The following is a 23,821-nucleotide window of genomic DNA, read 5'->3' on the forward strand; positions in this document are numbered from 1 at the left end:
ATCCCCGAATTGCGAAGGCGGATGTAGGTTTCAATATCCCCCATGAGCACAGAGACTAAAACAGGACTCTACACCCCGCAACCGGAAGAAGAAAAATTCTGGTCGCGGGTAGCGGAGGGATAAGAAAAGCCCCTCAGGGGAGGGGCTTAGCAGCTACATCTCGGTAAGCGAGCGGTCACCTGACCATTCGATATGGAACGTGCCCTCGCGGTCCACACGCTTGAAGGTGTGGGCGCCGAAGAAATCGCGCTGGCCCTGAATCAGAGCAGCTGGGAGGCGCTCGGCGCGCAAGCTGTCGTAGTAGGACAGGGAAGAGGCAAACACCGGAACCGGCAGGCCCAGCTGCGTTGCAGTAACCACGACGCGACGCCAGGGGTCGATGAGGTTCTCCAGCTCGCCCTTGAAGTACGGGTCCAGAATCAAGGCAGGCAGGTCGGCATTGTTGTCGTAGGCCTCACGGATGCGATCGAGGAACTTCGCGCGAATGATGCATCCACCGCGCCAGATGGTGGCCAAATCGCGTGGGTCCACGTTCCAGCCGAACTCCTCGGAGCCAGCCTTGATCTCATCGAAGCCCTGGGAGTAGGCAATGAGCTTCGCGGCATACAGTGCACGGCGAACGTCTTCGACGAACTCAGCCTTGTCCACATTGAGCTCGGCAATGGTTCCGGAAGGCAGCTGGCCTTCCTGGGCAGCTGCACGTTGAGCAGTGGCAGAAGAGAGCGCACGCGCGAAAACGGATTCCGCAATGCCGGTGATCGGCACGCCCAGCTCGAGACCATTAATGGCGGTCCAGCGGCCGGTGCCCTTCTGACCGGCGGCGTCCACGATGACGTCGACAAGCGGGGCACCTGTCTCCGGATCTTTCTGTGCTAGTACTTCGGCGGTGATCTCAATGAGGTAGGAGTCTAGGTCTCCGGCGTTCCATTCGCGGAAGACTTCGGCGATTTCAGCCGGTTCCATGCCCGCACCATAACGAAGCAACTGGTAAGCCTCACCGATAACCTGCATGTCGGCGTATTCGATGCCGTTATGCACCATCTTGACGAAGTGGCCAGCGCCATCGGGTCCGATGTGGGTCACGCACGGAGTACCGTCGACATTAGCGGCGATGGACTCGAGGATTGGTCCCAAGGTCTCCCAAGACTCAGCTGGGCCACCAGGCATGATGGACGGGCCATTGAGCGCGCCTTCCTCACCACCGGAAATGCCTGCGCCGACGAAGTGACGGCCCTTAGCGGCCACCTCCTTCTCGCGGCGAATGGTGTCCGTGAACAGTGCATTGCCGCCATCGATGATGATGTCACCCTCATCCATGGCTTCGGTGAGTTGCTCGATGACGGCGTCAGTAGCCGCGCCAGCCTTAACCATGATGATCGCCTTACGCGGGCGCTCGAGGGAGGCAACGAAGTCCTCGACGTTCTCGGAGGCAATGAACGCTCCTTCATCGCCGTGCTCGCTGATGAGCGCGCGAGTCTTTTCCGGGCTGCGGTTGTACACCGCGACCGTGTTGCCGTTGCGAGCAAAGTTTCGCGCAAGGTTGGAGCCCATCACAGCAAGCCCCACAACGCCAATCTGAGCGAGATCTGTCTTTTCAGCACTTTGAGTCATGTTCACCATCCTACGTCACCGAATTCCACTAACCTGTTGTGGCATGAACCACTCTGAAATCTTTGAAAAGCTCTTGGCCGTTTCCCAGTCGCGTCCGCTCAACGCGGAAGAACTCGAGTTGATCAACTCCAACCCGCAGGGGCTCGCAGGGCTTATTGGCCTGCGCTACACGCACATTTCTGCAGACGAGGTTCGATCTGAGGTGGAAGTCGTCCCAGATCACCACCAGCCTTGGGGCGTTGCAAATGGGGGTCTGTACTGCACAATTACGGAATCGACTGCATCCGTCGGCAGCCTAATCCTCGCAGGCAAGCCCGTTGTCGGTGTCAACAACAACACGGATTTCCTCAAGCCGGTGGCTTCGGGCACGGTGACCGCCGTTGCTACACCGCTGTACAAGGGGCGCCGCACGCAGCTGTGGGAGGTTAAGATCAGCCAGGGGGATGTGCTCCTCGCCGCGTCCACGCTGCGCACGATGGTGGTGCAGTAGCCTCTTACAACCAGTTGTTGCGGCGGAACCACCACCACATTCCGGCCACGACTAACACCATGAGGCCGATTGCGCCGTAATAGCCCCAAGGAAAATGCAGCTCCGGCATGACATCGAAGTTCATTCCGTAGATACCCGCGACAAGCGTTGGTGCGGCCCACATACCAACCACCGCGGAAATCGTGCGCATGTCGGAGTTTTGCTGCATGCTGATCTTGGCCACGGAGGCGTCGATAAGCGAGGTCAAGCGTTCATCGAACCCCGACACGTGGTCCTGGACCACCAGCTGGTGATCGTTGACGTCCCTGATGTAGGAGCGAATCGCCTTCGGAATGAGGTCCTTGTGGTCAGAGACCATCGAGCGCAAAGCAGGCGAAAGCGGCACGATGGCGTGCTTCATCTCCAGAATCTCGCGCTTGAACATATAGATGCGATCGATGTTCGGCAGCGAATTCGGAGTGAAGATTTCTTCCTCGAGCTCGTCGACCTCGATGGCGATGAGGCGGCAGATCTCCGAATAGCGGTCCACCATCATGTCTAGGATCTTCCACGCTAGGGACACGGGGCCCTGTTCGACGAGGTCCTGCTCATCATCGATCACGTAGGCCAAGTTGGGTAGCTTCGCCGAGTGACGCACCGTGATGATGAATGTGTCACCGATGATCATCTGCATCTCACCAGTGGAAATAATTTGGCGCTTATCGGCTACCTCGTCGTGATCCCGGTAGTTCACCGACCGCGCCACCACGAACAGCTGGTCATCGTAGCGTTCCAGCTTCGGGCGCTGGTGAGCTTGGACGACGTCCTCGACGATGAGCTCGTGGATACGAAACTCAGCCGCCACCTTCGTCATCTGTGATTCGAGCGGCTCGTAGAGGCCTACCCACACGAAGCCGCGTCCGTACTCTTCCACGGTTTGCAGCGCGCTGTGCGGCGAAAACTCGCCGGGAAGAGCCTCGCCATCGACGAACACGCGGCAGTGCTCAATGGCACGTTCGACGGGAACGGAAAAACTCGGAGCACTGTCGTCAGAAGTGTTTTTCTTGCGTGGCTTGAATGGTGACGGTACAGATGGCATCGTGTCTCAGCCTCCTTCGTTTCGTATAGGCGTTTTGTAATGGCGGCTAAAGCTTACACCTGTAAGGGCATATAATCGTTGTCATGCCTACCTGGAAAGAAGTTACTGCAGCGAATCCCGCCCATTCCCATAACTTTGCGCGGAAGTGGAAGACACTTCGGGCCCAGGGCAAGGACATCGATGGGGAAGCCCGGCTTATCGACGCCATGAGTGAACGCCACTCCCGCGTCCTCGACGCCGGCTGCGGTTCCGGGCGCCTCGGCGGTGAGTTGGCAAAGCGCGGCCACACGGTGTTGGGCGTGGACGTCGATCCCATCCTGATCGAGCATGCGGTCAATGATTATCCGGAGGCCCGTTGGGAAGTGGGGGACCTTTCGGAAGAGGAAATCCCGGAGGGTAACTTTGATATCGCTGTGGCTGCGGGCAACGTGATGACCTTCATTGCCATCGAAGGACGTGAGGCCGCTCTGCGCAACGTCTTCAACGCTTTGCGCCCGGGTGGTCGGTTCGTCGTTGGTTTTGGCGAAGGTCGTGGTTGGGGCTTCGATGAATTCCTCGACCTCGCCCGCGCGGTGGGCTACCGAGTCGACTTCATCTTCGCATCCTGGGACATGAAGGTCTTTAAGGAGAACTCCACCTTCATGGTGGCCGTGCTTACCCGCCCCGGCGCAGACCTATTGGGTTAGCGCTGCGCGCCTGCGGCGAGGCGCCGCAGCCGGTGACCATGGTCAACGGGGCCGCGCCCGCGACCGACGTGAAGCGCATCAGCATTCTCTATCGCTTCGTGGAGCCATTCGGTGGCCCATACCAATGCCTCGTCGAGTGTTTCCCCCGCTCCTAAACGTGCTGCGAGCGCGGAGGAGAGCGAGCAGCCGGTGCCGTGCGTGTTCTTCGTGTTAATCCGCGGGCAGGGCACGCGGGTTACCGCGCCGGACGGGCTTACCGTTGCATTATCGGCTTGGGCGCCGTCGAGGTGTCCGCCCTTGACCACGACCCAGGTCCCATTGTCGTGAGCCCACTGAATGGCGATATCGATTGCTTCCTCGAGGATGCGCGGCTGTGCGACGTCCGCGAGGACAGCGAGCTCCGGCAAGTTCGGCGTGACCACGGTGGAGCGGCGGGCGAGTTCGCGCACAGCGCGCTCCGCCTCCCGTTCGAGTAGGCGGTCGCCGCTGGAGGCGACCATGACCGGATCGCAGACTATGGGAACCCCCTCGGGCAGGGTAGAGACGAACTTGCTCACCGTTTCGGTGATGGACACCGAGCCGAGCATGCCGATCTTGAGGGCGTCGATAGTCACGTCCTCCTTCACACTTGTCAGTTGTTCGCGCAGGAATTCCACCGGAGGGGTGTGGATGGCGCGCACCCCTTGCGTGTTTTGCGCGACGAGGGCCGTCACCACTGCCATGCCATAGGCGCCGGCCGCCTCAAAGGATTTGAGGTCAGCGTGAATTCCCGCCCCTCCCGTGGGATCGGTGCCAGCAATGCTGAGGACGCGAGGCAGGGCAGGACGGTTCACGGTTTTCTCCTTTACGCTAGGGACTTCTTCCGTTCTACCGTATGTGGCCAAAGAAAAGGGAGAGAGGATGATTCCTCTCTCCCTTAAAGCGCGTAGAACTTAGTGAAGGTCGCGGTCAATGACGTTGCGAGCGACGCGCTGCTGCTGGGTGATTTCCAGGTTGCCGCGGTCGCGCGAGAAGGCGTTGAGGATCCAGTGCAGCGCCACGAGGGTACGGCTGCGGAAGCCAACGATGTAGAAGATGTGCAGGCCGAGCCAGGAGATCCACGCCGGGAAGCCAGCAAACTCGGTCTTGCCCAGCTTGACGACGGCGTTGAAGCGGGAAATAACGGCCATGGAGCCCTTGTCAAAGTACTCGAACGGCTCGGCTTCGTTCGCGGTGGACTCTTCATCGATCTTGGCTTCGATGAGCTTGCCCACGTGGTTGCCGCCCTGGATGGCCACCTGGGCCACGCCCGGAAGGCGGTTGAGGGAAATCATGTCGCCGACGATGTAGACGTTCTTGTACTCGCCAACCGTGAGGTCCTCGTTAACGGAGACGCGGCCGGCACGGTCGGATTCCACGCCAGCCTGGTCAGCGATGACCTTGCCCAACGGGGAAGCGGCGACACCTGCGGACCAGATCTTGGTCGCGGCCTCGATGGTGACCTCTTCCTCGGTCTTCATGTTCTTGTAGGTGACGGCGTCAGCGGTGACGTCGGTAACCATGGCGTTGAGGCGCACGTCAACACCCAGCTTCTCCAGCGTGCGTTGAGCCTTGCGGCCGAGGCGCTTGCCAAACGGCGGAAGGACCTGCGGAGCGCCGTCCAAGAGGTAAATCTTGGCGGAGGAGGAACCGAAATTGGAGTATTCGCCAGCAAAGGTGCGCTGTGCCAGCTCGGCAATCTGGCCGGTCAGCTCAACGCCGGTCGGGCCAGCGCCCACGATGACGAAGGTCAGCAGCTTCTCGCGCTTTGCAGGATCCTCTTCCAGCTCCGCCTTCTCAAAAGCGGAGATAATGCGGGAGCGGATCTCTAGGGCATCATCCAGCGTCTTCATACCTGGGGCATACTCGGCGAAGTGGTCGTTGCCGAAGTAAGACTGGCCAGCGCCGGCTGCCACAATGAGGGAGTCGTAGCCGTAGGTACGAACAGCGCCATCGAGTTCCGCGGTGACGGTCTGATCCTTGATATTGACGTCGGTGACCTCACCGTTGACAAAGTTAACGTTGTCCTGGTGACGCAAGATCTGACGCGTAGACGGGGCGATTTCGCCGGCGGAAATGACGCCGGTGGCTACCTGGTAGAGCATCGGCTGGAAGAGGTGGTGGTTCTTCTTGTCGATGAGGGTGATCTCAACATCCGCGTCCTTGAGCTTCTTGACGGCGTTGATACCGCCGAAGCCGGCACCGATAACAACGACGTGGTGGCGGCCGTTACTAGGACGGTGGGGAGTTTGCGCCATGGTGTTTGATTACCTTCCTTAAGAAAGCTAGATTATTTTACCCGAGTTAGTCTAAACCCTTCTAGCGGTACATGCATACTTTATGGGTTATTAACTGGCTTTTTAGGCCGCGCCTCCACCCGTGCGGACCCAGTTGGCTTTAGTCTGGGAAGACACGTCCGTGCGATGAGGAAGGCTGACTAGAGCGTGTATCCCCACTTGGCTTCGATCGATGCTGCGGTGTGGCCCGGCGTGGCTACCGTCCCTTCACCGCGCTTGCTGCGTTTGAAGAGCGGACGGGCGGAAGCGGAGTTTGCGCAGGCCTGTTCCAAGGCTGGGGTAGAGCTGGAAGGCGAAGACCCAGATGTAGCCGTGCTTCACGACGCCCTCTTTTCCCGCATCGCCGATTCGGGCTGGCTGGGGCTAGCCGAGTCTTATATGGCAGGCGAGTGGACAACTCCCGATTCTGAGCGCCTTGTCAAAGTCCTCACGCGGCTGGTGGGGGTGGGTTATCGGCCGAAGGCCAAGGAGCTTGCCGTGGAGACATCGAGCCCTGGTGAACTACCCCTTGACGTTGTGAAACTGTACGCAGGTGACTCGTTGAGCCATTCGGGCGGCATTTTTGCAAGTGGCGTACCCACTACGGTGCGCGAGGCGGTGCGTAGCTATAGCGCGCGTGCGGGCAGAAAAGAACCCAAAGAGCACTTCGTCGATGTAACCACGGTGACCGAGCCGGCATCAACGGACCGCGAGGACTTGGGCGACGCACAGCGTCGCGCTGCGCAGTGGCTTCTCGACGCCACCCGCACCGGCGCCGGAACCCACCTCCTGGTCTACCCAGCCACTGGGCTGCAAGTAGCGGTTCAGGCGGTGGCCCGGCGCGCCACGGTGGACGTGCTTACGGGCGACACGGAGCAGAAGGCGCTTTTCGACGAGCAACTGCTTCTCGAAGGCGCCGCTGATTCGGTTCACGTGCAGGGCATAGAGACGGCCTTGCCCAACCCAAAGAAGTGGCGCGGGCGGTATGACGCGATAGTGAGCGTCGAAAAGCTGGAGACGCTTTCGCCGCCGGAACGCCGCCGATATGTCGAGATGCTGGACCGCTCGCTGGTCAGTGGCGGGCGTCTGGCTTTAGCTTCGCTTTTTGCCACGGATGCGATGACTCCGGCGGCTCGTTCGGCGATTCAGGTTCTGCGTGCCTATATCTGGCCTGGCTTGGAATACCCGTTGTTGGAAGAAACCCATAGGCTCTTCGATAAGCGTTCCAACCTGCGAATCATCGCGCAAACCCACACCGGAAGCCACTACCTCGAAACGCTTCGCTACCAGCGCAGCTTTTTCGATGGCCGCCACCGCGAAGCCGGGGCAGCCGGGTTCGATCAGGTCTTTCGACGCCTGTGGACCTTCCAATTTGCCCTGCGCGAGGCGGTGCTCAGCCTGGGCATGCTGGATGCCGTGCACGTGGTGGCGACCCACCGCCACCGCGGCGGCCGGCGTTAGCGGTCTACACTGGGGCGGCGCCAACGTCACAATTCACTTTGCCGCCCGGAGGATAAGAGTATGTCAGAGCGCCCAGGAATTATCGCGCACCGAGGTTATAACGGCTGGTACCCCGAAAACACATTCCGGTCCTTCGAAGAAGCCCTCAAACTCGACGTGGCTGGTGTGGAGTGCGACGTCAACCTAACCAAAGACGGAGAAGTCGTAGTTATCCACGATCAGACGGTGGACAGGACGTCGGATGGCGCCGGCGCTGTTGGCGACATGACCCTAGAGGAGCTGCGCACACTCAATTTCGGTACCCACGGGGATCCGCAACGCATCATGCTTCTCGACGAACTCGTGGACCTCGTCATGTCTTACCCCGGAAAGCAGCTGCTCATAGAGACGAAGCATCCGTCTCCTTTTGGTGCACGCCTTGAGGAATCGGTAGCGGAAGTCCTACGCGGCCGACAGCTCGATGCCGACCCACGGTTTAGCCTGATCTCCTTCAACCCCGAAGCAATTGCTCGGTTTCGACACTTCTTGCCGTCCTTGCGGTCATTCCTTCTCCTTGAACCTGATGAGGGAGTCCCGGAAATGCTCGAGGGTGCAACGGGATTTGGGCCTTCGATTCACCAAGCGCGGAGGGACGCCGACTTCTTTGTCGGTGTTGATGCCCCGTCCTACGTGTGGACGGTGAACCTGCCAAAGGACATGGAGTGGTGCCGCGAAAACGGAGTATCGCTCATGGCAACCGACCTGCCAGAGCTGGCAATCGACGTGCTTTCGCGCAGTTAGCCAGCGTTAGGCTACATCCTCATCTGATCCGTCATGGACCGAAATGGTCTATCTAAAGAGATGGCGGAGTTCTCTCATTAACGCAACGTGATGTGAGGTCTTCCATTGTGTTGCTTGTGATGTTCCCCACGCGCAGCATGGGTTTTCGAGTGCTCGGCTCCGGAAATTTTCCTGCTGTTTATCAAGTCAATACTTTCAATAAACTTTTTGTTTACTGCCTTGGTCTAGTTTCTTCTGCATGGCAATTTCCACCCCGGCAAGCGGGCTAACGGCTGCGATCCCTGCAGTCACTGAGAAGCCGGTCGTCTCCGAGGACTTCGCGCGTCATCCACGCAAACGGAAGCTCGATTGGAAACAGATCGGTCTTGCGGCATTGCTCGTTGGCCCGAACCTTCTCCTTCTCGTTCTTTTCACTTATCGGCCGTTGGTCGATAACATTCGCATCTCTTTCTTTAACTGGAATATTTCATCGCCGACCATGACCTTTGTCGGTCTTCAGAACTACATCGACTGGTTCCAAGCACCGGATACCGGACGCGTGGTGTTCAACACTGTCGTTTTTACTTTCTTCGCGGTGGCCGGTTCGATGGTTTTGGGACTGGCTCTGGCATTGCTGCTGGACCAAAAGCTTTTTGGTCGCGCTGCGGTGCGTTCGATAGTCTTCGCTCCCTACGTCATCGCAGGTGCGGCGATTGGCGTGGCCTTCCAGTTTGTCTTTGATCCCAACTACGGCCTCATCCAATACTTCTTGGGGATCATCGGGGTCGATGTGCCGAACTTTTACCAACAACAGAACTGGGCGCTGTTCATGATTACGGTGACCTATATTTGGAAAAACGTAGGCTACGTCTTCGTTATCTATCTGGCTGCCTTGCAAGGACGGCGCCGTGATCTTGACGAAGCATCGGAGATTGACGGTACCCCGGCCGCGCGACACTTCTTCCGTGTGGTCCTGCCGCAGCTTCGCGGCACCACCTTCTTCTTGTTGATTACCGTGCTGCTCAATTCCTTCCAGGTCTTCGACATCATCAATGCGATGACCGGTGGTGGACCGTTCGGCTACGGAACTTCCACGATGGTTTTCCAGGTGTACCAGGAAACCTTCATCAACAACCGCGCCGGCTATGGCGCAGCCGTAGCCACCATCATGTTCCTCGTAGTGCTTGTCATTACGGTGCTGCAGATTAAGTTGCAGGAAAGGATGGATAAGTAAATGTCCGAAAGCAACGCAATTCCGGCTTCCGTCCAGGTAGGTCTCCCGCAAGCCAAAGGCGAACTGCCACCCGTTCCTGGCTCCCAATCCCTCGCAGCGCCGGTCATTACTGATGCCCAGCGAAAACGCAAAGGCGAGCCAATTGATCACAGTCATCCAGCGACGAAGGTCATCGGCTACATCGCCTTGGTACTGACAGTGCTGATGATTATGGTGCCGCTGTACTTTATTTTCATCACCAGCTTCAAGTCTTTCCAGGACGTGTACTCGGATCCAATTTCCTTCTGGCCTAATCCGCTCGAGGCGGAGAACTATTCCTACGTCTGGCAGACCTCTGGCTTCTCGAGCTACCTGAAAAACTCCGTCATCATCACTCTGATCCTGACGGTGGTAGAGGTAGTCCTCGGCGTTCTGACTGCCTATGCCTTCGCATTCATTCGTTTCCCCGGCCGAAACCTACTGTTCCTGCTTATCATCGCCTCGCTGATGGTTCCCAACCAGATCACCATTATTTCGAACTACTCGCTGGTTGCGTCATGGGGTTGGAGAGATACCTACGCTGGCGTCATCATCCCACTGGCGGGCGTGGCGTTCGGTGCCTTCCTCATGCGCAATCACTTCCAGTCATTGCCCCCGGAAATTCTCGAGGCCGCTCGCATGGACGGAGCAGGTTTCTTTACCACCTTGTTCCGAGTGGTCCTGCCAATGTCGTGGCCAACGCTGTCTGCGTTTGTCCTCATTACCGTGGTCAATGAATGGAACCAATACTTGTGGCCCTTCCTGATTACGGATACACCGGCTGCCGCCACGCTGCCGGTGGGCCTGACCCGCTTGCAGGATGCGGAAGGCGTTACAAACTGGGCGCCGGTGATGGCCGGCACCGTGCTGACAACTCTGCCCATGATCATTATCTTCCTCATTCTTCAGAAGCCGATGATCAAGGGCCTGACTGCGGGCGCAGTCAAGGGTTAGTCTGACCGCCTGCTATCTCAACGCCCAACTCACTCAAGTCCCCCATATTCTTCACTTTTCAAGGAGAACCTCCACCATGTCTCGTAAGACCTCTACTCGCATCGCTGCCGTTTGTGCAGCACTGCTGACCACCGTGTCTCTGACCGCCTGCGCAGGTGGCTCGACCACTGCAGGAAGCGGCTCCAAGGATGGCGGCGATGCCAACACTATTACTTTCTGGTCCAATCACCCGGGATCCTCGCGCGACTTAGAGCAAGAGCTCATTGATGAGTTTGAGAAGGAAAACCCGGATCTCAAGGTTGAGCTGGTCACCGCGGGATCCAACTATGAGGAAGTTGCGCAGCGCTTCAATGCTGCCCTCGCAGGCGGCGATCTGCCTGACGTCCTCGTTGCCTCCGACGTCACCTGGTTCAACTTCGCACTGAATGAGGCCACCACGCCGCTCGATGACCTCTGGGAGATGAACGACATTGACTCGGAGAGCTACGTCGATACCCTGCGTGAAGACTACAAGTACAAGGACAAGCACTACGGCGTGCCGTACTCCCGATCCACGAACCTGATGTACTGGAACACCGATGACCTCAAGGCAGCGGGGCTTCCTACCGATCGTGGCCCGAAGGACTGGGAAGAGTTCGACGAGTGGGCTACCAAGATCAAGGACAAGCTCAACAAGCCGGCTGTTACTGTTCCGGATGGCTCCAGCTATTTCGACTGGTACTTCCAGGGCATGATTTGGGCCTTCGGTGGTTCTTACTCTGATGAGTGGGAACCGAACTTTACCTCGAAGGAGTCCATCGAGGCAGGTAAGTTCCTGCAGGAGCAAGTCAAGGCTGGGCATATCGAAATCTCCACTGACCCGACCGTCGCATTCGGCTCCGGCAAGGCCTCCGGTCTGTTGGAGTCCACCGGTTCCTTGGGTGGCCTGAAGGAGACGGCAACGATTCCGTTCATCACCACCTACCTGCCGGGCCCTGGTCCTTCGGCAGCGACTGGCGGTGCCGGACTGGCCGTGCCGGCTGGCATTTCTGACGAGCGCAAGGCTAACGCGGTTAAGTTCATTGACTTCCTGACTAATACCGAGAACACCATCAAGTTCTCCCAGAAGACGGGTTACATGCCGGTGCGCAAGGACGCCTTGGACGATCCGGAAGAGAAGAAGTTCTTGGAGGAGAACCCGAACGCGCAGACCGCTATCGAGCAGCTCAACGAGAACACCAAGCCGCAGGACTATGCTCGCGTCTTCGTACCAGGCGGCGGCCAGCGTATCGGTGGTGTTCTCGATCGCATCACCGTAGGCAATGAGGACGTGGAGTCCGCATTCGGTGACCTGCAGAAGGAGACCCAGAGCGTTATCGACCGCGACATCACCCCGAAGCTCAAGTAACACTTCGGATAGTTTGAAAGGACACCATGGCTACAGTTGAATTCCGTCAAGCTTCCAGGATTTATGATCCGAAGAAGCCTCCGGCGGTTAGCCGCATAAACCTAGATATCAAGGACGGCGAGTTCCTAGTACTCGTCGGGCCTTCGGGCTGCGGCAAATCTACGACATTGCGCATGCTCGCTGGCCTTGAGCCAATCGACGAAGGGCAGATCTTCATCGACGGGGCTGACGTTACTGAAGCCCGCTCGCGGGATCGCGATGTAGCCATGGTGTTCCAATCCTATGCGCTGTACCCCAACATGACAGCGCGCCAGAACATGGCCTTTGCCTTGCAGAACGCCAAGGTGGATAAGGCAACCATCGAAAAGCGCGTGAATAATGCCGCGAAGATGTTGGAACTGGAAGACCTCATTGATCGCAAGCCTTCCGCGATGTCGGGCGGCCAGCGCCAGCGCGTGGCGATGGGACGCGCCATAGTTCGCCAGCCCAAGGTCTTTCTCATGGATGAGCCGCTGTCCAACTTGGATGCGAAGCTGCGCGTATCGACGCGTGCGCAAATCTTGCAGCTGCAGCGCGAGCTCAATACCACCACGGTCTACGTCACGCACGACCAGACTGAGGCAATGACCATGGGGGACCGCGTGTGCGTTCTCAAACAAGGCATCATTCAGCAGGTCGACGCGCCGAACACGTTGTATGAGAATCCGGGTAACTCGTTCGTGGCGACGTTTATCGGTTCGCCGGCTATGACTCTCATCGACAACGTCCCCTTCGTCGACGGTCGCGTTGTCGGCGGCAAGGAACATGCTTTGGACTACTACATGCCGCCGGAGCAGGCCGCGAAGGTGGCATCGGATCGCGTCATCGTCGGCGTGCGCCCAGAGAACTGGGAAATCGTTGGCGTGAACCAACCCGGTGAGCAATATGGGCTACCAGTTCGGGTCGACATTGTGGAGCACCTTGGCTCCGAGTTGTACGTCTACGGCGGCCGGGAGGAATCGGCGGACGACGTCATCGCAGTCCGCGGTGACCGGATCACTGTGAAGGTGCCGCGCGGCATTGCCGTGCACCAGGGAGACACGATTTACCTGCGCCCGATGAAGGGCGGCTGCGTCTTCTTCGCCCCAGACACCGAAATCAATTACGACTATCTCTAAGCTGCTTCCGCCACGACTGACGTGCCGGTGGCGGGGCTCCCACGAGGGGTGCCGCCACCGGCATGGTGCTATGGAGTGACGACCGGACGGGAAGCCCTCTCCAACAGCACTGCAATCGAGTCATAGGTCTTGCCCGCAATCATCTCTAGACCCATCTCGCAGGTGCGGTTATCGGAGACGTACGCGTCGAAGTGCTCGGCGTCGAGAGAAGCGCGCTCCTCGCGGGTAGCGGACTCAACAAGCTCCGGGTGAAGCATGACGCGGTCGCCGGCGGAGCCACAGCACATCGCGCCCTCAGGGATCTTGGCGTCACCGCAGAGGTTGGCCAAGTCAAGGAGGTCCTGGCTAATCCCCATGTGGTCTGTCGAGCACGTCGGGTGGACGGCGATGCTGCCCATGCTCTTCACGATTGGCAGGTGTGGTGCAATTTCATCACGCAGCCACTCCACGACATCGAGGATCTTTAAGTCCTCCCAGAGCTCGCGGTCAGCGGGGGAGAGCACCTCGGGAACCGAATCGAGTAACCCGTGGGTGCAGCTGGCAGCATCGACCACGATGGGCAGGCGGCCGTGTTCCGACCAGTGCCAGAGGTCGCGAACGATCTTTTGAGCTTGATATTCAAATCCCTCTTTGTAGCCCTTGGAGGACCATGGGGTGCCGCAGCAATCGCCCGCGACATCTTCGGGGATCCACACTGGCTGGCCAGCCCGGCGACCAAGCTCCACGATGGCGCGCGGCAGGTCTACGGAATCCTTGGCTGCCCCTGCTGGGTGGCCGAAGATGCGGTTAATACAGGCTGGGAAGTAGAGTGCGCCTGCGGCCTCGCGCGGCGTTTCCGGAAGACGCGATGCGGCCTTCGGTAGTGGGCCGGGGACGGTCGGCAGCAAGTCAGGTGCTACGACAGAGCGCGCCATGTTGGCGCCCAGCTCCAGAGGCTTGTGGGGGACCTTGTTGGCGGAGATGATGCCAGCGCGGGCGAGCTTTTCCACCAGCTCCCAGCGCTGTGCCGTCGAGAGCGCCACTTTCTCGCGAACAGGGGTTGCCTGCTGAGAACGTAGCTGCTTCATGACCGCACCGGTATCGATGCTGATCGGGCAGGGGATAGAGCACGTGCCGTCGGCCGCGCACATGTCGACGGCGTCGTACTGGTACTCCGCCTGCAGCTGCGCCAGGACTTCTGAGCCTTCTTTCTGTCGGGCCATCTCGCGGCGCAAGACGATGCGCTGGCGTGGGGTCACCGTGGCGTGGCGGGAGGGGCAGACAGGCTCGCAGAAGCCGCACTCCACGCAGGGGTTGATCTCACTTTCGACCTTGGGGAAGGACTTGAAGTTGCGCAGGTGAATGGTCTGGTCGCGCGTGAGTTTTACGTTCGGTGCGAGGATGCCCTTGGGATCGATCATGTTCTTGACTTCCCAGAAGAGCTCGAAGGCTTCCGTGCCCCACTCGTGCTCGAGGAAGGGTGCCATGTTGACGCCAGTGCCGTGCTCGGCCTTCATCGAGCCCTGGTACTTATCAATGACCAGCTCGGCGAGGTCATCCAAGAACGCGGCATAGGACTCGCGCTCTTCCTCGACATCAAAACGCGGGGTGAAGAAGAAGTGTAGGTTGCCAAAGGCTGCGTGGCCCATGACAGATTCCGGGTAGCCATACTTGGCCTGCAGATCGAGCAGATCCGCCGCTGCCTCGCCGACCTGGGAGGGCGGGAAACATACGTCCTCGGTGATATAGGCCGTGCCATTCGGGCGATCCGCACCCAACAGGCCGTACAGGCCATTGCGTAGCTCCCAGGCGCCGCGCATTCCTTCTGCGGTGGTGAGGAATTCGAGGGGGCGCAGTAGTGGGGCGTCGGCAAGCACGGTGCGCAGGCGATCCATGGCCTTGTTCAGGTCTGCCTCGTCGCTGCCGCCGACCTCCACGAGGAGTGCTGCGGCGTCATCGTCGAGGTTGCGCCAGGACTCCGGGGCGTGGGAGTAGTGCTCGGCCGAGCGACGCATGACCGGGGCGACGAGAAGTTCGCAGGCTTCCGCGCCGGTTTCCATGATGGGGTGCACGTAATTGGCTGCGTCGCGGAGATTGGGCAGCTCGACCCACGTCGTGGCCTTCACGCGGGGTAGCTTCACCGTGCGGATGATGGATTCCGTGATCGCGCCGAAAATGCCCTCGGAGCCGATGAGCAGGCGCTTGAGGATGTGCACGGGCTCGTCTTCGTCAAGGAAGGCATCGATGCGCAGGCCGTTGGTGTTGCGGATGGAGAACTTGGTGCGCAGGAACTCTACCATTTCGGTGTTGGCGCGTAACTTATCGCGGAAGGCCAGCAGCTCGGCGTGGAGCTTCGGCTCCTGCTTGCGGAAGGCCTCATCGCCGCGCGAGGTATCGACGATGGTGCCGGATGGCAGGACGAAGATGAGCTCTTCGATGCTGTGGTAGCTGTCGCGTTCCAAGGAGCAACGCATGCCGCCGGAGTTATCCGCCAGCACGCCACCGATAGTGCATACGGACGTGGAACCCGGGTCAGGCCCCAGCATGAAGCCGTGGCGGGAGAGTACTGCTTGGGCATCGCCCAAAATGACGCCGGGGCGCGACCACAACGTGCGGCCTTCCTCGCGCACTTCCATGCCACCGAAGTGGGTCTTGACATCGACGAGGATGTCGTCGCCCATAGCTTGGCCGTTGAGCGAGGTTCCTGCAGCGCGGAAGGTCATGTGGCGATCGTGGCTATCGCAATACTTCATCAAGGCAGACAGGTCCGCCGCGTTGCGTGGAGAGACCACGATGTTGGGGATGGAGCGGTAGGGGCCGGCATCGGAGGAGAAGCGCACGAGGTCGCTGAGACGTCCATGCACGTTTTCTGCGCCGACGATGGCTTCCATGTCCGCGAGGAGTTCGGCGGGGGAGCCGTTCTTGAAGCGTGCGGGGACGGCGTCGGCCTGGCTTGTGGTGCCGGCTGGACGTGAGAAACGAGAGGAATCGGGGCTTAGTAGCTTGGACATGTTTCTAATCTATCGCTTGATAGTAAATATGGGTCAAACCGGGTACGTGAGGTTCATCATATGAGATACTCAATTCATCTAGTGAGACACCTTCTGGAAAGGAAACACCGTGACGAACCCACGCACAGAGGGGGAGACCGGCGAGAAATTCGCCGTGTATATCTTCCCCATCGTCATCATTGCCTGCGCTTTTGTTGCTTTCATGAGCCCCAACACCTTTGAACCGATAGGGCAGTACACCTCGCAATTGCTGATGGTCATCATGTTCTCGATGGGTCTGACCTTGACCATTCCGGACCTGGCGCTCGTGGCGAAGCGTCCGTTGCCCATCTTCTTGGGTGTTATCTGCCAATTTGCCATCATGCCGACCAGCGCCGTACTCGTGGCAAAACTGCTGGGGCTTTCCGACGCCGCCACCGTCGGCCTCATCCTCCTCGGCTCTGTCCCCGGCGGTACCGCATCCAACGTCATGGCTTACCTAGCCAAGGGTGATGTGGCACTGTCAGTGGCGATGACCTCGGTATCGACCCTCGTCTCACCGATTATGACGCCTTTGCTCATGCTGTGGCTGGCGGGGGAGACCGCTGAGGTCGACGGCGCCGGCATGATGTGGTCGCTGGTTCAGACAGTGCTCATTCCTGTAGGACTCGGGCTTCTCTTGCGCGTTATCGCCAGCAAGGCAGTGGACAAGGTCCTGCCGGCGTTTCCGTGGGTAGCTATTGCCGGCATCGGAGGCGTGGTCATGGCTGTGGTTTCACAATCGCAGGACAAGCTCGTCACCGTTGGCCTGGTCGTCTTCGCAGGTGTGGCCATTCAGAACCTCATCGGCTTCCTTTTTGGCTATTACTCGGCGAAGCTTGCCCGTCAACGCGAGGCGGCGGCGCGTACTACGGCAATCGAAGTGGCAACGCAGAACTCCGGATTGGCTTCGGCCTTGGCGCTGCAGTTCTTTACCCCGGAGGCGGCGCTGCCGGGTGTCGTGGCCGCGGTGTGGGCCAATGTCACCGGAGCGATTTTCGCCGCCATCGTGCGCCGCAAGCCCATTGTGAACGAACTCCAGACCGAGCGAGCAACTGTTGCTGCGTAGTTAGCAGGCGCCTCTGTCACAAAGCAGCATCTCATGGGCGGCTAGCAACTACTGTGCTAGCCGCCCTTTCCATTTGTCCAGACCTGAAAGTGCAGGAACGCTGGTCGTCGCCAAGCACTGCCCGGATGCTTAGCGACGGCCACCTGCAGGTATGCACTTTCTAGTCTGCGCTTTTGGAAGCAGCGGCAGAGTGCTCCCACGATTGGATCCCCCAATCGGTGTCTTTCGGGACGGCGCTGCCGGGGCCAAGCCGCCGACGGAACCGAAACCAAAATCTCCCCGACCTTTGGTGTGAAACACCAGAAGAAGTCGGGGAGAAGTATGTGTCTTAAGACCGGCTAAACCTGCGAGAGGTCATGGTCCTTCAGCTCCTGCATCATGATGATTGCGATGAGAGAGATGAAGCAGACGATGATGAGATAGTATCCAACAAAATTCACGTTATAGGAGCTGACCAGCCACGTTGCGATGAAAGGTGCTACTGCAGCACCGAGGATGGATGAGACGTTGTACGCGATGCCGGAACCGGTGTAGCGCACGTTGGTGGGGAAGAGCTCTGGAAGGACAGCGGACATAGGGCCGAAGATGAGTCCCATGATGAACATGCCGACGACGAGGAATCCGAGGACCGAGTTTCGGTCAGCGTTGTCGATGCCGAGGAAGAAGGGGAAGCTAAAGCCGAAGGCAATCATGATGAGTGAGGTTACGGTCAAGATTGGCTTGCGCCCGTACTTATCCGAAAGCATCGAAGATACGGGGATGCCGATCATGAACATGAAGATGGAGATTAGCTGAATCTCGAGGAATTCCAGGTAAGGGATTCCCAGGCCCAGCTCCTTGGTCTTATCACCAATGCCGTAGGAGAGAATCCAGGTGGTGACCAGGTAGAACAACGTGTAGCAGGAGACCATGACGAAGGTGCCGATGATCATTGGCTTCCAGGCGATGCGGAATGCTTCAGCCATAGGTGTTTTGACCTTCTTGCCTTCGTCAACGGCCTGCCGGAAGACAGGAGTTTCTTCCAAGCGCAGGCGGACATAGAGGCCGATGAGAACCATGACCGCAGACGCGAGGAAGGGGAGGCGCCAGCCCCATTCCATGAAGGTGCCGGTGGTGTCACCGCGTGAGTAATCCATGGTGGCAACCAAGGTTAGGAAAAAGCCGTTAGCTAAGAAGAAGCCGAAAGGTGCGCCAAATTGTGGCCACATGGCAGCAGAAGCGCGCTTACCTTCCTCAGCGGTTTCGGAGGCCAACAGTGCTGCGCCGGACCATTCGCCACCCAAGCCTAAGCCTTGGCAGAAACGCATCAGAGCCAGCAAGGCCGGGGCGATGATACCTGCGGTCTGGTACGTGGGCAGGATACCGATGATGAAGGTGGCGATGCCCATTGTCAGGAGCGCACCGACGAGCGTGGCTTTGCGGCCGACGCGATCGCCGAAGTGTCCGAAGAGCAATGACCCCAGCGGCCTCGCGATGAAGGCCAAGCCGAAGGTGGCGAAGGACTGGAGCAGGGCGACGGTGGGATCCTCGGTCTTCGGGAAAAAGAGAAAAGGAAAGACGGCTACGGCTGCCGTGGCATAAATATAGAAGTCGTAGAACTCGATGGTCGTGCCAATGGTCGAAGCCACGGCAATACGAACACGATCACGTTTGGTGAGTTGCTGTGTTGTGCCCGCTGGCTTTGGCAGCGTGGTGTTGACGGCGGTCATGTGAGAGGCGCCCTCCTTGAAAATTTCAATAGCTTGATTGGTTATGGAGGAAACACTACCGTCTCACCGGGTGAAATGAAAGTCTCATTGAGTGAAAAAGTTAAAGCGAGTGACTAGCGGTTGAAAGCTGGGGAGCGGAAGCGTGGTTAGAATGACATAATGTACATTATCGGACAATAAGATATTGAATGGGCGGAGTGAGATCTTTCAACGTGCACTGTTCGGGTCTACGCCCATGCCTTGACTGTGCGGCGACAACTCGCCTGCGGGTTACCAGGGCGCCACCCTGGGCAATATTAAGCACACTTGGCGGCCGTCTGGCGACTGGTGTTGGTTTCCGAGTTGCTGGTCGTCTCCGTGCTGCTGGTTCCACGCTATGAAGCTTTTAACGGCCGGGTGGTCGCTTTGCGCACCGCGCTTTGATGTGAGGTCGTGACCGTTTGTGCGCGGGGGCGCCGCTATTGGCGGCCGCTCACCTTGATCTGTGCCTCCCTGGTGGCAGTTGGCCGGACCTCTTCTATTGCCCATATATAGTCACTGTTACGTAATTGGGCTGTGTTTCCGTGCCTGCGGCGAGTGCCAGTTTTAGCGCTGACGGTAGGCGATCACCAGCTGCACCGCTGTGAGAGTTACGAGCACCACCGAAAAGGCAGCAAGGAGCTTCATCTCCTGCAACCAAATAAAGATGCCGAACCCTGCAAGCACGATGAGCCGGATCCACAGGACTGGAATGAGATGGCGAGAGTTCATAAGCAACCGTGGCTATTTCTTCTCAAAGGTGACGCGGACGTTGATCTCGCCGGTTTCGGAGATTCGCGCGGCGATCATCTCGGGAGTTTCAATGCCAAAATCGAGGCGGTTGATCGGGATATCGCCGCCTAAGATAATGGTGTCACCATCGCGGACCACCTGGAAGTCCTGGGTCACGCTCTTGGTCTGTCCATGGATGGTGAGATCGCCGCTAAGCGGGACGGTGGCCAGTGAGCCGTCGTCAGGCACGGCGGAAACGTCAGCGGGTTCGGTCAACGTAAAGGTGGATTCTGGGTACTTTGTGACCTCAAAGAGCTTCGTCTTCATGTTCTGATCGCGCACCTTTTTGTCCGTGGTTAAGGAAGTCATGTCCACGGCGATGCGCGCTTCTTCAACGATGCCGTCCTGAATGGTCGCCTGGCCGGTGACATGCTTGGTTGAGCCGGATGTTGTGCGCTTATCCGCTGGGAGGATTTCGTCGATAGTAAAACCTGCCGAGGTGTGGTTAAATGCCGATCCTTGCGCCACGTGCCATTCGCCATCGACGTCTGTGGTAGCGGCCTGGACCTTATCCGCGTTGATGGGCTCGGTGTGGACGCCCCGGCCCATAATCAGAGAGAACGCCAGCGGCCCTAGCGCCAGCGCTGTGGAGGCCACGATCAGGATCACGAAGATGCTGACAATCAGTTTGCGGTTGCCTAGTAAAGATTTCATGTGCTATCTCAATTCCTCAAGCTTGCGGGCCAGTGTGACCAGTTCGGCACACAGTTCTTCCATTTCTTCCGCGCTGGCGCTTTCCGACGCCGCTGTAGCAACATCCTCAGCGCAACACCGCAGCTCAAAAAGGCCGTCGCGGAGGCGATCAGCCTTCTCTGGAGTTAGGATGACGGCATCCGCAGGAATGGGCGTTCCAACCACGTTGTGGCGCTGCTCGTAGGCTCGCTGCTTGCAGGATGGCGAGCAGAACTTGCGTGGCCTACCCCGGCCGCCCTGCGCGATTTCCTTGCCACACCACTGGCAGGTTGCCGGGCTGCGCCTTGGCGGCGTGTCGGGCTGCGGATCCTGTGTACCAATCACCTCAATCACCTTAGCCCATTAACCCGAGGGTGGGAACAAAGGCAAGGGGCCATTCGTTATAATGATAGATCTTTGGGTGATATAGGTCGACCCTGATCCCTTTCCTACCTCAACACTTGAAAAGGATGATGTTGCATGGCAGATCGCGTACTCCGTGGCAGCCGCATGGGCGCAGTGAGCTACGAAACCGACCGCGACCACGACTTGGCCCCGCGCCAGATGGTGAAGTACCGCACCGAAGACGGCGACATCTACGAGGTGCCCTTCGCTGACGATGCGGAGATTCCCGAGGAGTGGATGTGCAAGAACGGTAAGCTCGGCACTCTGGTTGAGGGCGAAGGCGTAGAGTCCAAGCCCGTGAAGCCGCCGCGGACCCACTGGGACATGCTGCGTGAGCGTCGCTCCATTGAGGAGCTGGATGAACTCTTGACGGAGCGCATTGAGAATCTGCGTTCGCGACGTCGCGCGGCGGCACGCCTCCTCAAGGAGCAGAAGGCGCAGGAAGAAGGAGAGGCCTAGCAGCCTTTGCGCGCCGCATAGAATTCTCAAGGGTAGTGAATCCACGAAGAAGTGGATACCACTACCCTATTTTTCGTTTTGGGGCCGGCTTGCCCGCAGCGCCTTATGCGGCGCTGCCATCGGGTGAATCGGAATTGAGTTCGGGCCATTGTAGCGCCAACTCAGCGAGATAGACTGCGAGGGCCGGACCGAGCACAACGAGAAAGAACAGGTAGCCTCCCCACTGCGCAGGGAAAAAGAGTGGGTACAGTACCAGCAGTGCCCAAGGGCACACTGCTAAAAGCGTACGCGGAAGGTGCGCTACCGCCTTCATCATGGCCGTTGTGCACCGTTGACTAAACCTCAACCCTGGCGCATCGAGGTGGAAGAACCACACACTAATGCAGCTTATGACAATGAGGCCTGAGACCAGCGCAGCGCGAAGCACTACGCCCATCGTCCCGAGCTCAGCCTTTGCGATAATGGCGAATTCATAGGCGGCCAAGGCGCCTACGGCGAGGTAAATGAGCCACCATGTAGTGTTTACCCCGGGACGCGTCAAAAGGCCCCGAACGAAGGCCGAGCCGCGGCGGGAACCTTCTTCGCGAACCATCTGACCAGTCACCGCGTGAGCGGTGCGTAGGGACATTCCCCCAGTGAATACGGGAAAGCACGTGATAACCAGGAGAACGTTAACGATGACGAGGTCAGCGAAGAGGCTCAGAGCAGCATAGAACTTCGATTCGGGGCCCAGCATGCGGTTCATGGTTTTCTAACCTACCGCACTGCGGATTAGCCCTTGACAGCGCCGGCAGCAACACCTTCGATGATGTGCTTCTGCGTGGAGAAGTAGAAGATGACGATAGGAATAATGGCCAGAACCAGCATCGCCATCATGGCGCCCATATCGCGGTTACCGTTGGAGCCAACGAAGGACTGGATGACTACCGGGATGGTCTTGTAGCGGGTGGAAAGGCCGATGACCAGGTACGGCAGCAGGTAGTCGTTCCATACCCACATGGCATTGAGAATGGCCACGGTAATGGCAGTCGGCTTAAGCATAGGCCACACCACGCGGAAGTAGTTCTGGAGCGGGCCGCAGCCGTCGATCATCGCGGCTTCCTCGACGTCCAAGGGGATGGACTTCACGAATCCGGCAAACATGAACACCGATAGACCGGAACCGAAACCGAGGTAGAGCACCACGATGCCGATCGGGTTGTTGAGGTGAAGCATGTCTGCAATCTTGACCGTCGGGAACATGACCATCTGGAAGGGGATAATCATGGACACCACGAAGAGGTAGTACAGAAGGTTCGTCCACCAGGTCTTAACGCGCGTGATGTAGTAGGCGGTCATCGCGGAGAAAAACACGATGACAATCACGGAGAGAATCGTAATGACGAAGGACCACAAGGTCGCTTCAAGGAAGCCCTGCTTGGTCAAGCCCACCATGAAGTTCTCGAAACCGACCCAGGTTTCACCGATGGGTAGGGAGAAAGGATCGGATGAGATAGCGAACTTGGACTTAAAGGAGTTGATGAAGATGAAGAGAATCGGGCCAAGGAACACGATGGTAAAGAACACCAGGATGGCGTAGACAATGAACTTGGCGCCGCCGGACATCCTGGTCTGGTTGTCCGTGGGAAGCTGGTGTTCCTTCTTCTTCGGGGCCGGTGCGGCCTGCGCTGAAGTACTGGTAGTCATGACTTAAGCCTCGATTTCCTTGGAGCGGGTCGCGCGCAACTGGAAGTACGCGATGACGACCACGACGACGACGAAGATGACGGCCTTGGCCTGCCCCACGCCCTCGACGTTCATACGGTTGAACAGCGTATTGACGATGTTAAGGGCGACCATCTCAGTTTGTCCGCCAGGTGCACCGTTGGTCAGTGCAAGGTTTTGGTCGAAGAGTTTGAAGGAATTCGACAAGGTCAGGAAGAGACAAATGGTGATTGACGGCATGACCATCGGAATGGTGACGTGGCGCAGCATTTCCCACTTGTTGACACCATCGAGCTCAGCGGCCTCGAGAAGCTCCGGCGGGACGTTTTGTAGACCGGCGATGTAGATAATCATCATGTAGCCGATCAGCTGCCAGTTCAGCAGCATGATGAGGCCGGCGTAACCGAATTTCCAGTCCGCGCTAATAGTCGTGGAATAGTGCGAAAGCACGGCGTTGATCATGGTCTGCCAGGTATAGCCCAGGACGATGCCGCCGATGAGGTTCGGCATGAAAAAGACCGTGCGGAAGAAATTTGTTCCGCGAAGCTTGCGGGTCAGCATCCACGCCAAGAGGAAGGCGAAGACGTTGACGGTGATCACGGAGACGATGACCACGAGGACGGTGAAACCGAAGGCTGAGATGAATCCTTCGCGTTGGGAGAAAGCTTTGACGTAGTTGTCGATGCCAACCCACTTGGCGTTAGTGATGGTGGTGAATTTCGTAAAGGAGAGGAAGAAACCCACGATAAACGGCACCAAGAAGGCAATCATGAATGCCAGAAGGGTGGGCAAGACAAAGACTGGGAAGTATTTCTTCAGCGTTGCTTGCATGGTGGTGAAACCTTAAATTCAGGTG

General features: G+C 58.4%; 22 protein-coding genes. 10 read left to right on the forward strand and 12 right to left on the reverse strand.

Going from position 1 to position 23,821, the window contains the following annotated elements:
- Positions 1 to 153: 153 nt before the first annotated feature.
- The gene (gene gndA, locus HMPREF2822_RS02360; RefSeq protein ID WP_070520417.1) at positions 154 to 1,611 is read right to left on the reverse strand and encodes an NADP-dependent phosphogluconate dehydrogenase; all 1,458 of its coding nucleotides are present in this window, start codon (positions 1,609 to 1,611) and stop codon (positions 154 to 156) included.
- Between the two features lie 43 nt (positions 1,612 to 1,654).
- Between gndA and HMPREF2822_RS02365 the strand changes: the two genes are divergently transcribed.
- Positions 1,655 to 2,101 (forward strand): PaaI family thioesterase, encoded by a 447-nt coding sequence (locus HMPREF2822_RS02365; protein WP_070520420.1) that lies wholly within the window; start codon positions 1,655 to 1,657, stop codon positions 2,099 to 2,101.
- A gap of 4 nt (positions 2,102 to 2,105) precedes the next feature.
- On the opposite strand, the gene corA is transcribed toward HMPREF2822_RS02365, so the two are convergent.
- Positions 2,106 to 3,179, reverse strand: coding sequence for a magnesium/cobalt transporter CorA (gene corA / locus HMPREF2822_RS02370; RefSeq protein WP_070520423.1), 1,074 nt, complete (start codon positions 3,177 to 3,179; stop codon positions 2,106 to 2,108).
- Positions 3,180 to 3,262: 83 nt separating this feature from the next.
- Here corA and HMPREF2822_RS02375 point away from each other — a divergent pair, with 83 nt between their 5' ends.
- Positions 3,263 to 3,865, forward strand: a complete 603-nt coding sequence (locus HMPREF2822_RS02375; protein WP_070520425.1) for a class I SAM-dependent methyltransferase — start codon at positions 3,263 to 3,265, stop codon at positions 3,863 to 3,865.
- Here HMPREF2822_RS02375 and thiD read toward each other — a convergent pair.
- Both thiD and HMPREF2822_RS02385 read right to left on the reverse strand, forming a co-directional pair.
- Positions 3,862 to 4,698 (reverse strand): bifunctional hydroxymethylpyrimidine kinase/phosphomethylpyrimidine kinase, encoded by an 837-nt coding sequence (gene thiD / locus HMPREF2822_RS02380; protein ID WP_070520428.1) that lies wholly within the window; start codon positions 4,696 to 4,698, stop codon positions 3,862 to 3,864. The genes HMPREF2822_RS02375 and thiD overlap by 4 nt on opposite strands.
- Before the next feature lie 99 nt (positions 4,699 to 4,797).
- Positions 4,798 to 6,141 (reverse strand): NAD(P)/FAD-dependent oxidoreductase, encoded by a 1,344-nt coding sequence (locus HMPREF2822_RS02385; protein ID WP_070520431.1) that lies wholly within the window; start codon positions 6,139 to 6,141, stop codon positions 4,798 to 4,800.
- 186 nt (positions 6,142 to 6,327) lie between these two features.
- Here HMPREF2822_RS02385 and HMPREF2822_RS02390 point away from each other — a divergent pair, with 186 nt between their 5' ends.
- The 6 genes from HMPREF2822_RS02390 (at position 6,328) to HMPREF2822_RS02415 (ending at position 13,129) form a co-directional block, all read left to right on the forward strand.
- On the forward strand, positions 6,328 to 7,620 hold the full coding sequence (locus tag HMPREF2822_RS02390; protein WP_070520434.1) for an SAM-dependent methyltransferase: 1,293 nt from the start codon (positions 6,328 to 6,330) through the stop codon (positions 7,618 to 7,620).
- A 60-nt stretch (positions 7,621 to 7,680) separates the two neighbouring features.
- Complete coding sequence (locus HMPREF2822_RS02395) at positions 7,681 to 8,400, forward strand: glycerophosphodiester phosphodiesterase (RefSeq protein WP_070520437.1); 720 nt, start codon at positions 7,681 to 7,683, stop codon at positions 8,398 to 8,400.
- Positions 8,401 to 8,638: 238 nt separating this feature from the next.
- Positions 8,639 to 9,613 carry a carbohydrate ABC transporter permease gene (locus HMPREF2822_RS02400; protein WP_070520440.1) on the forward strand — a complete coding sequence of 325 codons (975 nt, stop codon included), beginning with the start codon at positions 8,639 to 8,641 and terminating at the stop codon, positions 9,611 to 9,613.
- The gene (locus HMPREF2822_RS02405; RefSeq protein WP_070520443.1) at positions 9,614 to 10,585 is read left to right on the forward strand and encodes a carbohydrate ABC transporter permease; all 972 of its coding nucleotides are present in this window, start codon (positions 9,614 to 9,616) and stop codon (positions 10,583 to 10,585) included.
- 76 nt (positions 10,586 to 10,661) lie between these two features.
- Positions 10,662 to 11,972, forward strand: a complete 1,311-nt coding sequence (locus HMPREF2822_RS02410) for an ABC transporter substrate-binding protein (protein ID WP_070520445.1) — start codon at positions 10,662 to 10,664, stop codon at positions 11,970 to 11,972.
- A gap of 26 nt (positions 11,973 to 11,998) precedes the next feature.
- Positions 11,999 to 13,129 (forward strand): ABC transporter ATP-binding protein, encoded by a 1,131-nt coding sequence (locus HMPREF2822_RS02415; protein WP_070520449.1) that lies wholly within the window; start codon positions 11,999 to 12,001, stop codon positions 13,127 to 13,129.
- A gap of 68 nt (positions 13,130 to 13,197) precedes the next feature.
- Here HMPREF2822_RS02415 and HMPREF2822_RS02420 read toward each other — a convergent pair whose 3' ends face one another.
- Positions 13,198 to 16,119: an FAD-binding and (Fe-S)-binding domain-containing protein gene (locus HMPREF2822_RS02420; protein WP_070520452.1), complete on the reverse strand. Its 2,922-nt coding sequence runs from the start codon at positions 16,117 to 16,119 to the stop codon at positions 13,198 to 13,200.
- A 109-nt stretch (positions 16,120 to 16,228) separates the two neighbouring features.
- Between HMPREF2822_RS02420 and HMPREF2822_RS02425 the strand changes: the two genes are divergently transcribed.
- The gene (locus HMPREF2822_RS02425; protein ID WP_070520455.1) at positions 16,229 to 17,206 is read left to right on the forward strand and encodes a bile acid:sodium symporter family protein; all 978 of its coding nucleotides are present in this window, start codon (positions 16,229 to 16,231) and stop codon (positions 17,204 to 17,206) included.
- A gap of 338 nt (positions 17,207 to 17,544) precedes the next feature.
- Here the strand turns inward: HMPREF2822_RS02425 and HMPREF2822_RS02430 are convergent, their stop codons facing one another.
- From HMPREF2822_RS02430 to HMPREF2822_RS12880, 4 genes are all read right to left on the reverse strand, one after another.
- The gene (locus HMPREF2822_RS02430) at positions 17,545 to 18,915 is read right to left on the reverse strand and encodes an MFS transporter (RefSeq protein ID WP_070520459.1); all 1,371 of its coding nucleotides are present in this window, start codon (positions 18,913 to 18,915) and stop codon (positions 17,545 to 17,547) included.
- Positions 18,916 to 19,500: 585 nt separating this feature from the next.
- Positions 19,501 to 19,665, reverse strand: a complete 165-nt coding sequence (locus tag HMPREF2822_RS13455; RefSeq protein WP_167595735.1) for a hypothetical protein — start codon at positions 19,663 to 19,665, stop codon at positions 19,501 to 19,503.
- A 12-nt stretch (positions 19,666 to 19,677) separates the two neighbouring features.
- Positions 19,678 to 20,379, reverse strand: coding sequence for a YceI family protein (locus HMPREF2822_RS02435; protein ID WP_070520462.1), 702 nt, complete (start codon positions 20,377 to 20,379; stop codon positions 19,678 to 19,680).
- A gap of 3 nt (positions 20,380 to 20,382) precedes the next feature.
- Positions 20,383 to 20,742 carry a hypothetical protein gene (locus HMPREF2822_RS12880; protein ID WP_083304474.1) on the reverse strand — a complete coding sequence of 120 codons (360 nt, stop codon included), beginning with the start codon at positions 20,740 to 20,742 and terminating at the stop codon, positions 20,383 to 20,385.
- 135 nt (positions 20,743 to 20,877) lie between these two features.
- On the opposite strand from HMPREF2822_RS12880, the gene HMPREF2822_RS02440 reads away from it, so the two are divergent.
- Entirely contained in the window at positions 20,878 to 21,261 is a 384-nt protein-coding gene (locus HMPREF2822_RS02440; protein ID WP_010186588.1) for an RNA polymerase-binding protein RbpA, read from the forward strand.
- 103 nt (positions 21,262 to 21,364) lie between these two features.
- Here HMPREF2822_RS02440 and musI read toward each other — a convergent pair whose 3' ends face one another.
- From musI to HMPREF2822_RS02455, 3 genes are read right to left on the reverse strand one after another with little or no spacing between them, the layout of a single operon-like run.
- Positions 21,365 to 22,006: an ABC transport system MusEFGK2I component MusI gene (musI, locus tag HMPREF2822_RS02445; protein WP_070520465.1), complete on the reverse strand. Its 642-nt coding sequence runs from the start codon at positions 22,004 to 22,006 to the stop codon at positions 21,365 to 21,367.
- Between the two features lie 26 nt (positions 22,007 to 22,032).
- Complete coding sequence (locus HMPREF2822_RS02450; protein WP_070520468.1) at positions 22,033 to 22,947, reverse strand: carbohydrate ABC transporter permease; 915 nt, start codon at positions 22,945 to 22,947, stop codon at positions 22,033 to 22,035.
- Between the two features lie 3 nt (positions 22,948 to 22,950).
- On the reverse strand, positions 22,951 to 23,796 hold the full coding sequence (locus tag HMPREF2822_RS02455; RefSeq protein WP_070520471.1) for a carbohydrate ABC transporter permease: 846 nt from the start codon (positions 23,794 to 23,796) through the stop codon (positions 22,951 to 22,953).
- Positions 23,797 to 23,821: the final 25 nt, after the last annotated feature.

It is taken from the genome of Corynebacterium sp. HMSC062E11 (genome assembly GCF_001811845.1).
Lineage (GTDB): Bacteria > Actinomycetota > Actinomycetes > Mycobacteriales > Mycobacteriaceae > Corynebacterium > Corynebacterium hesseae.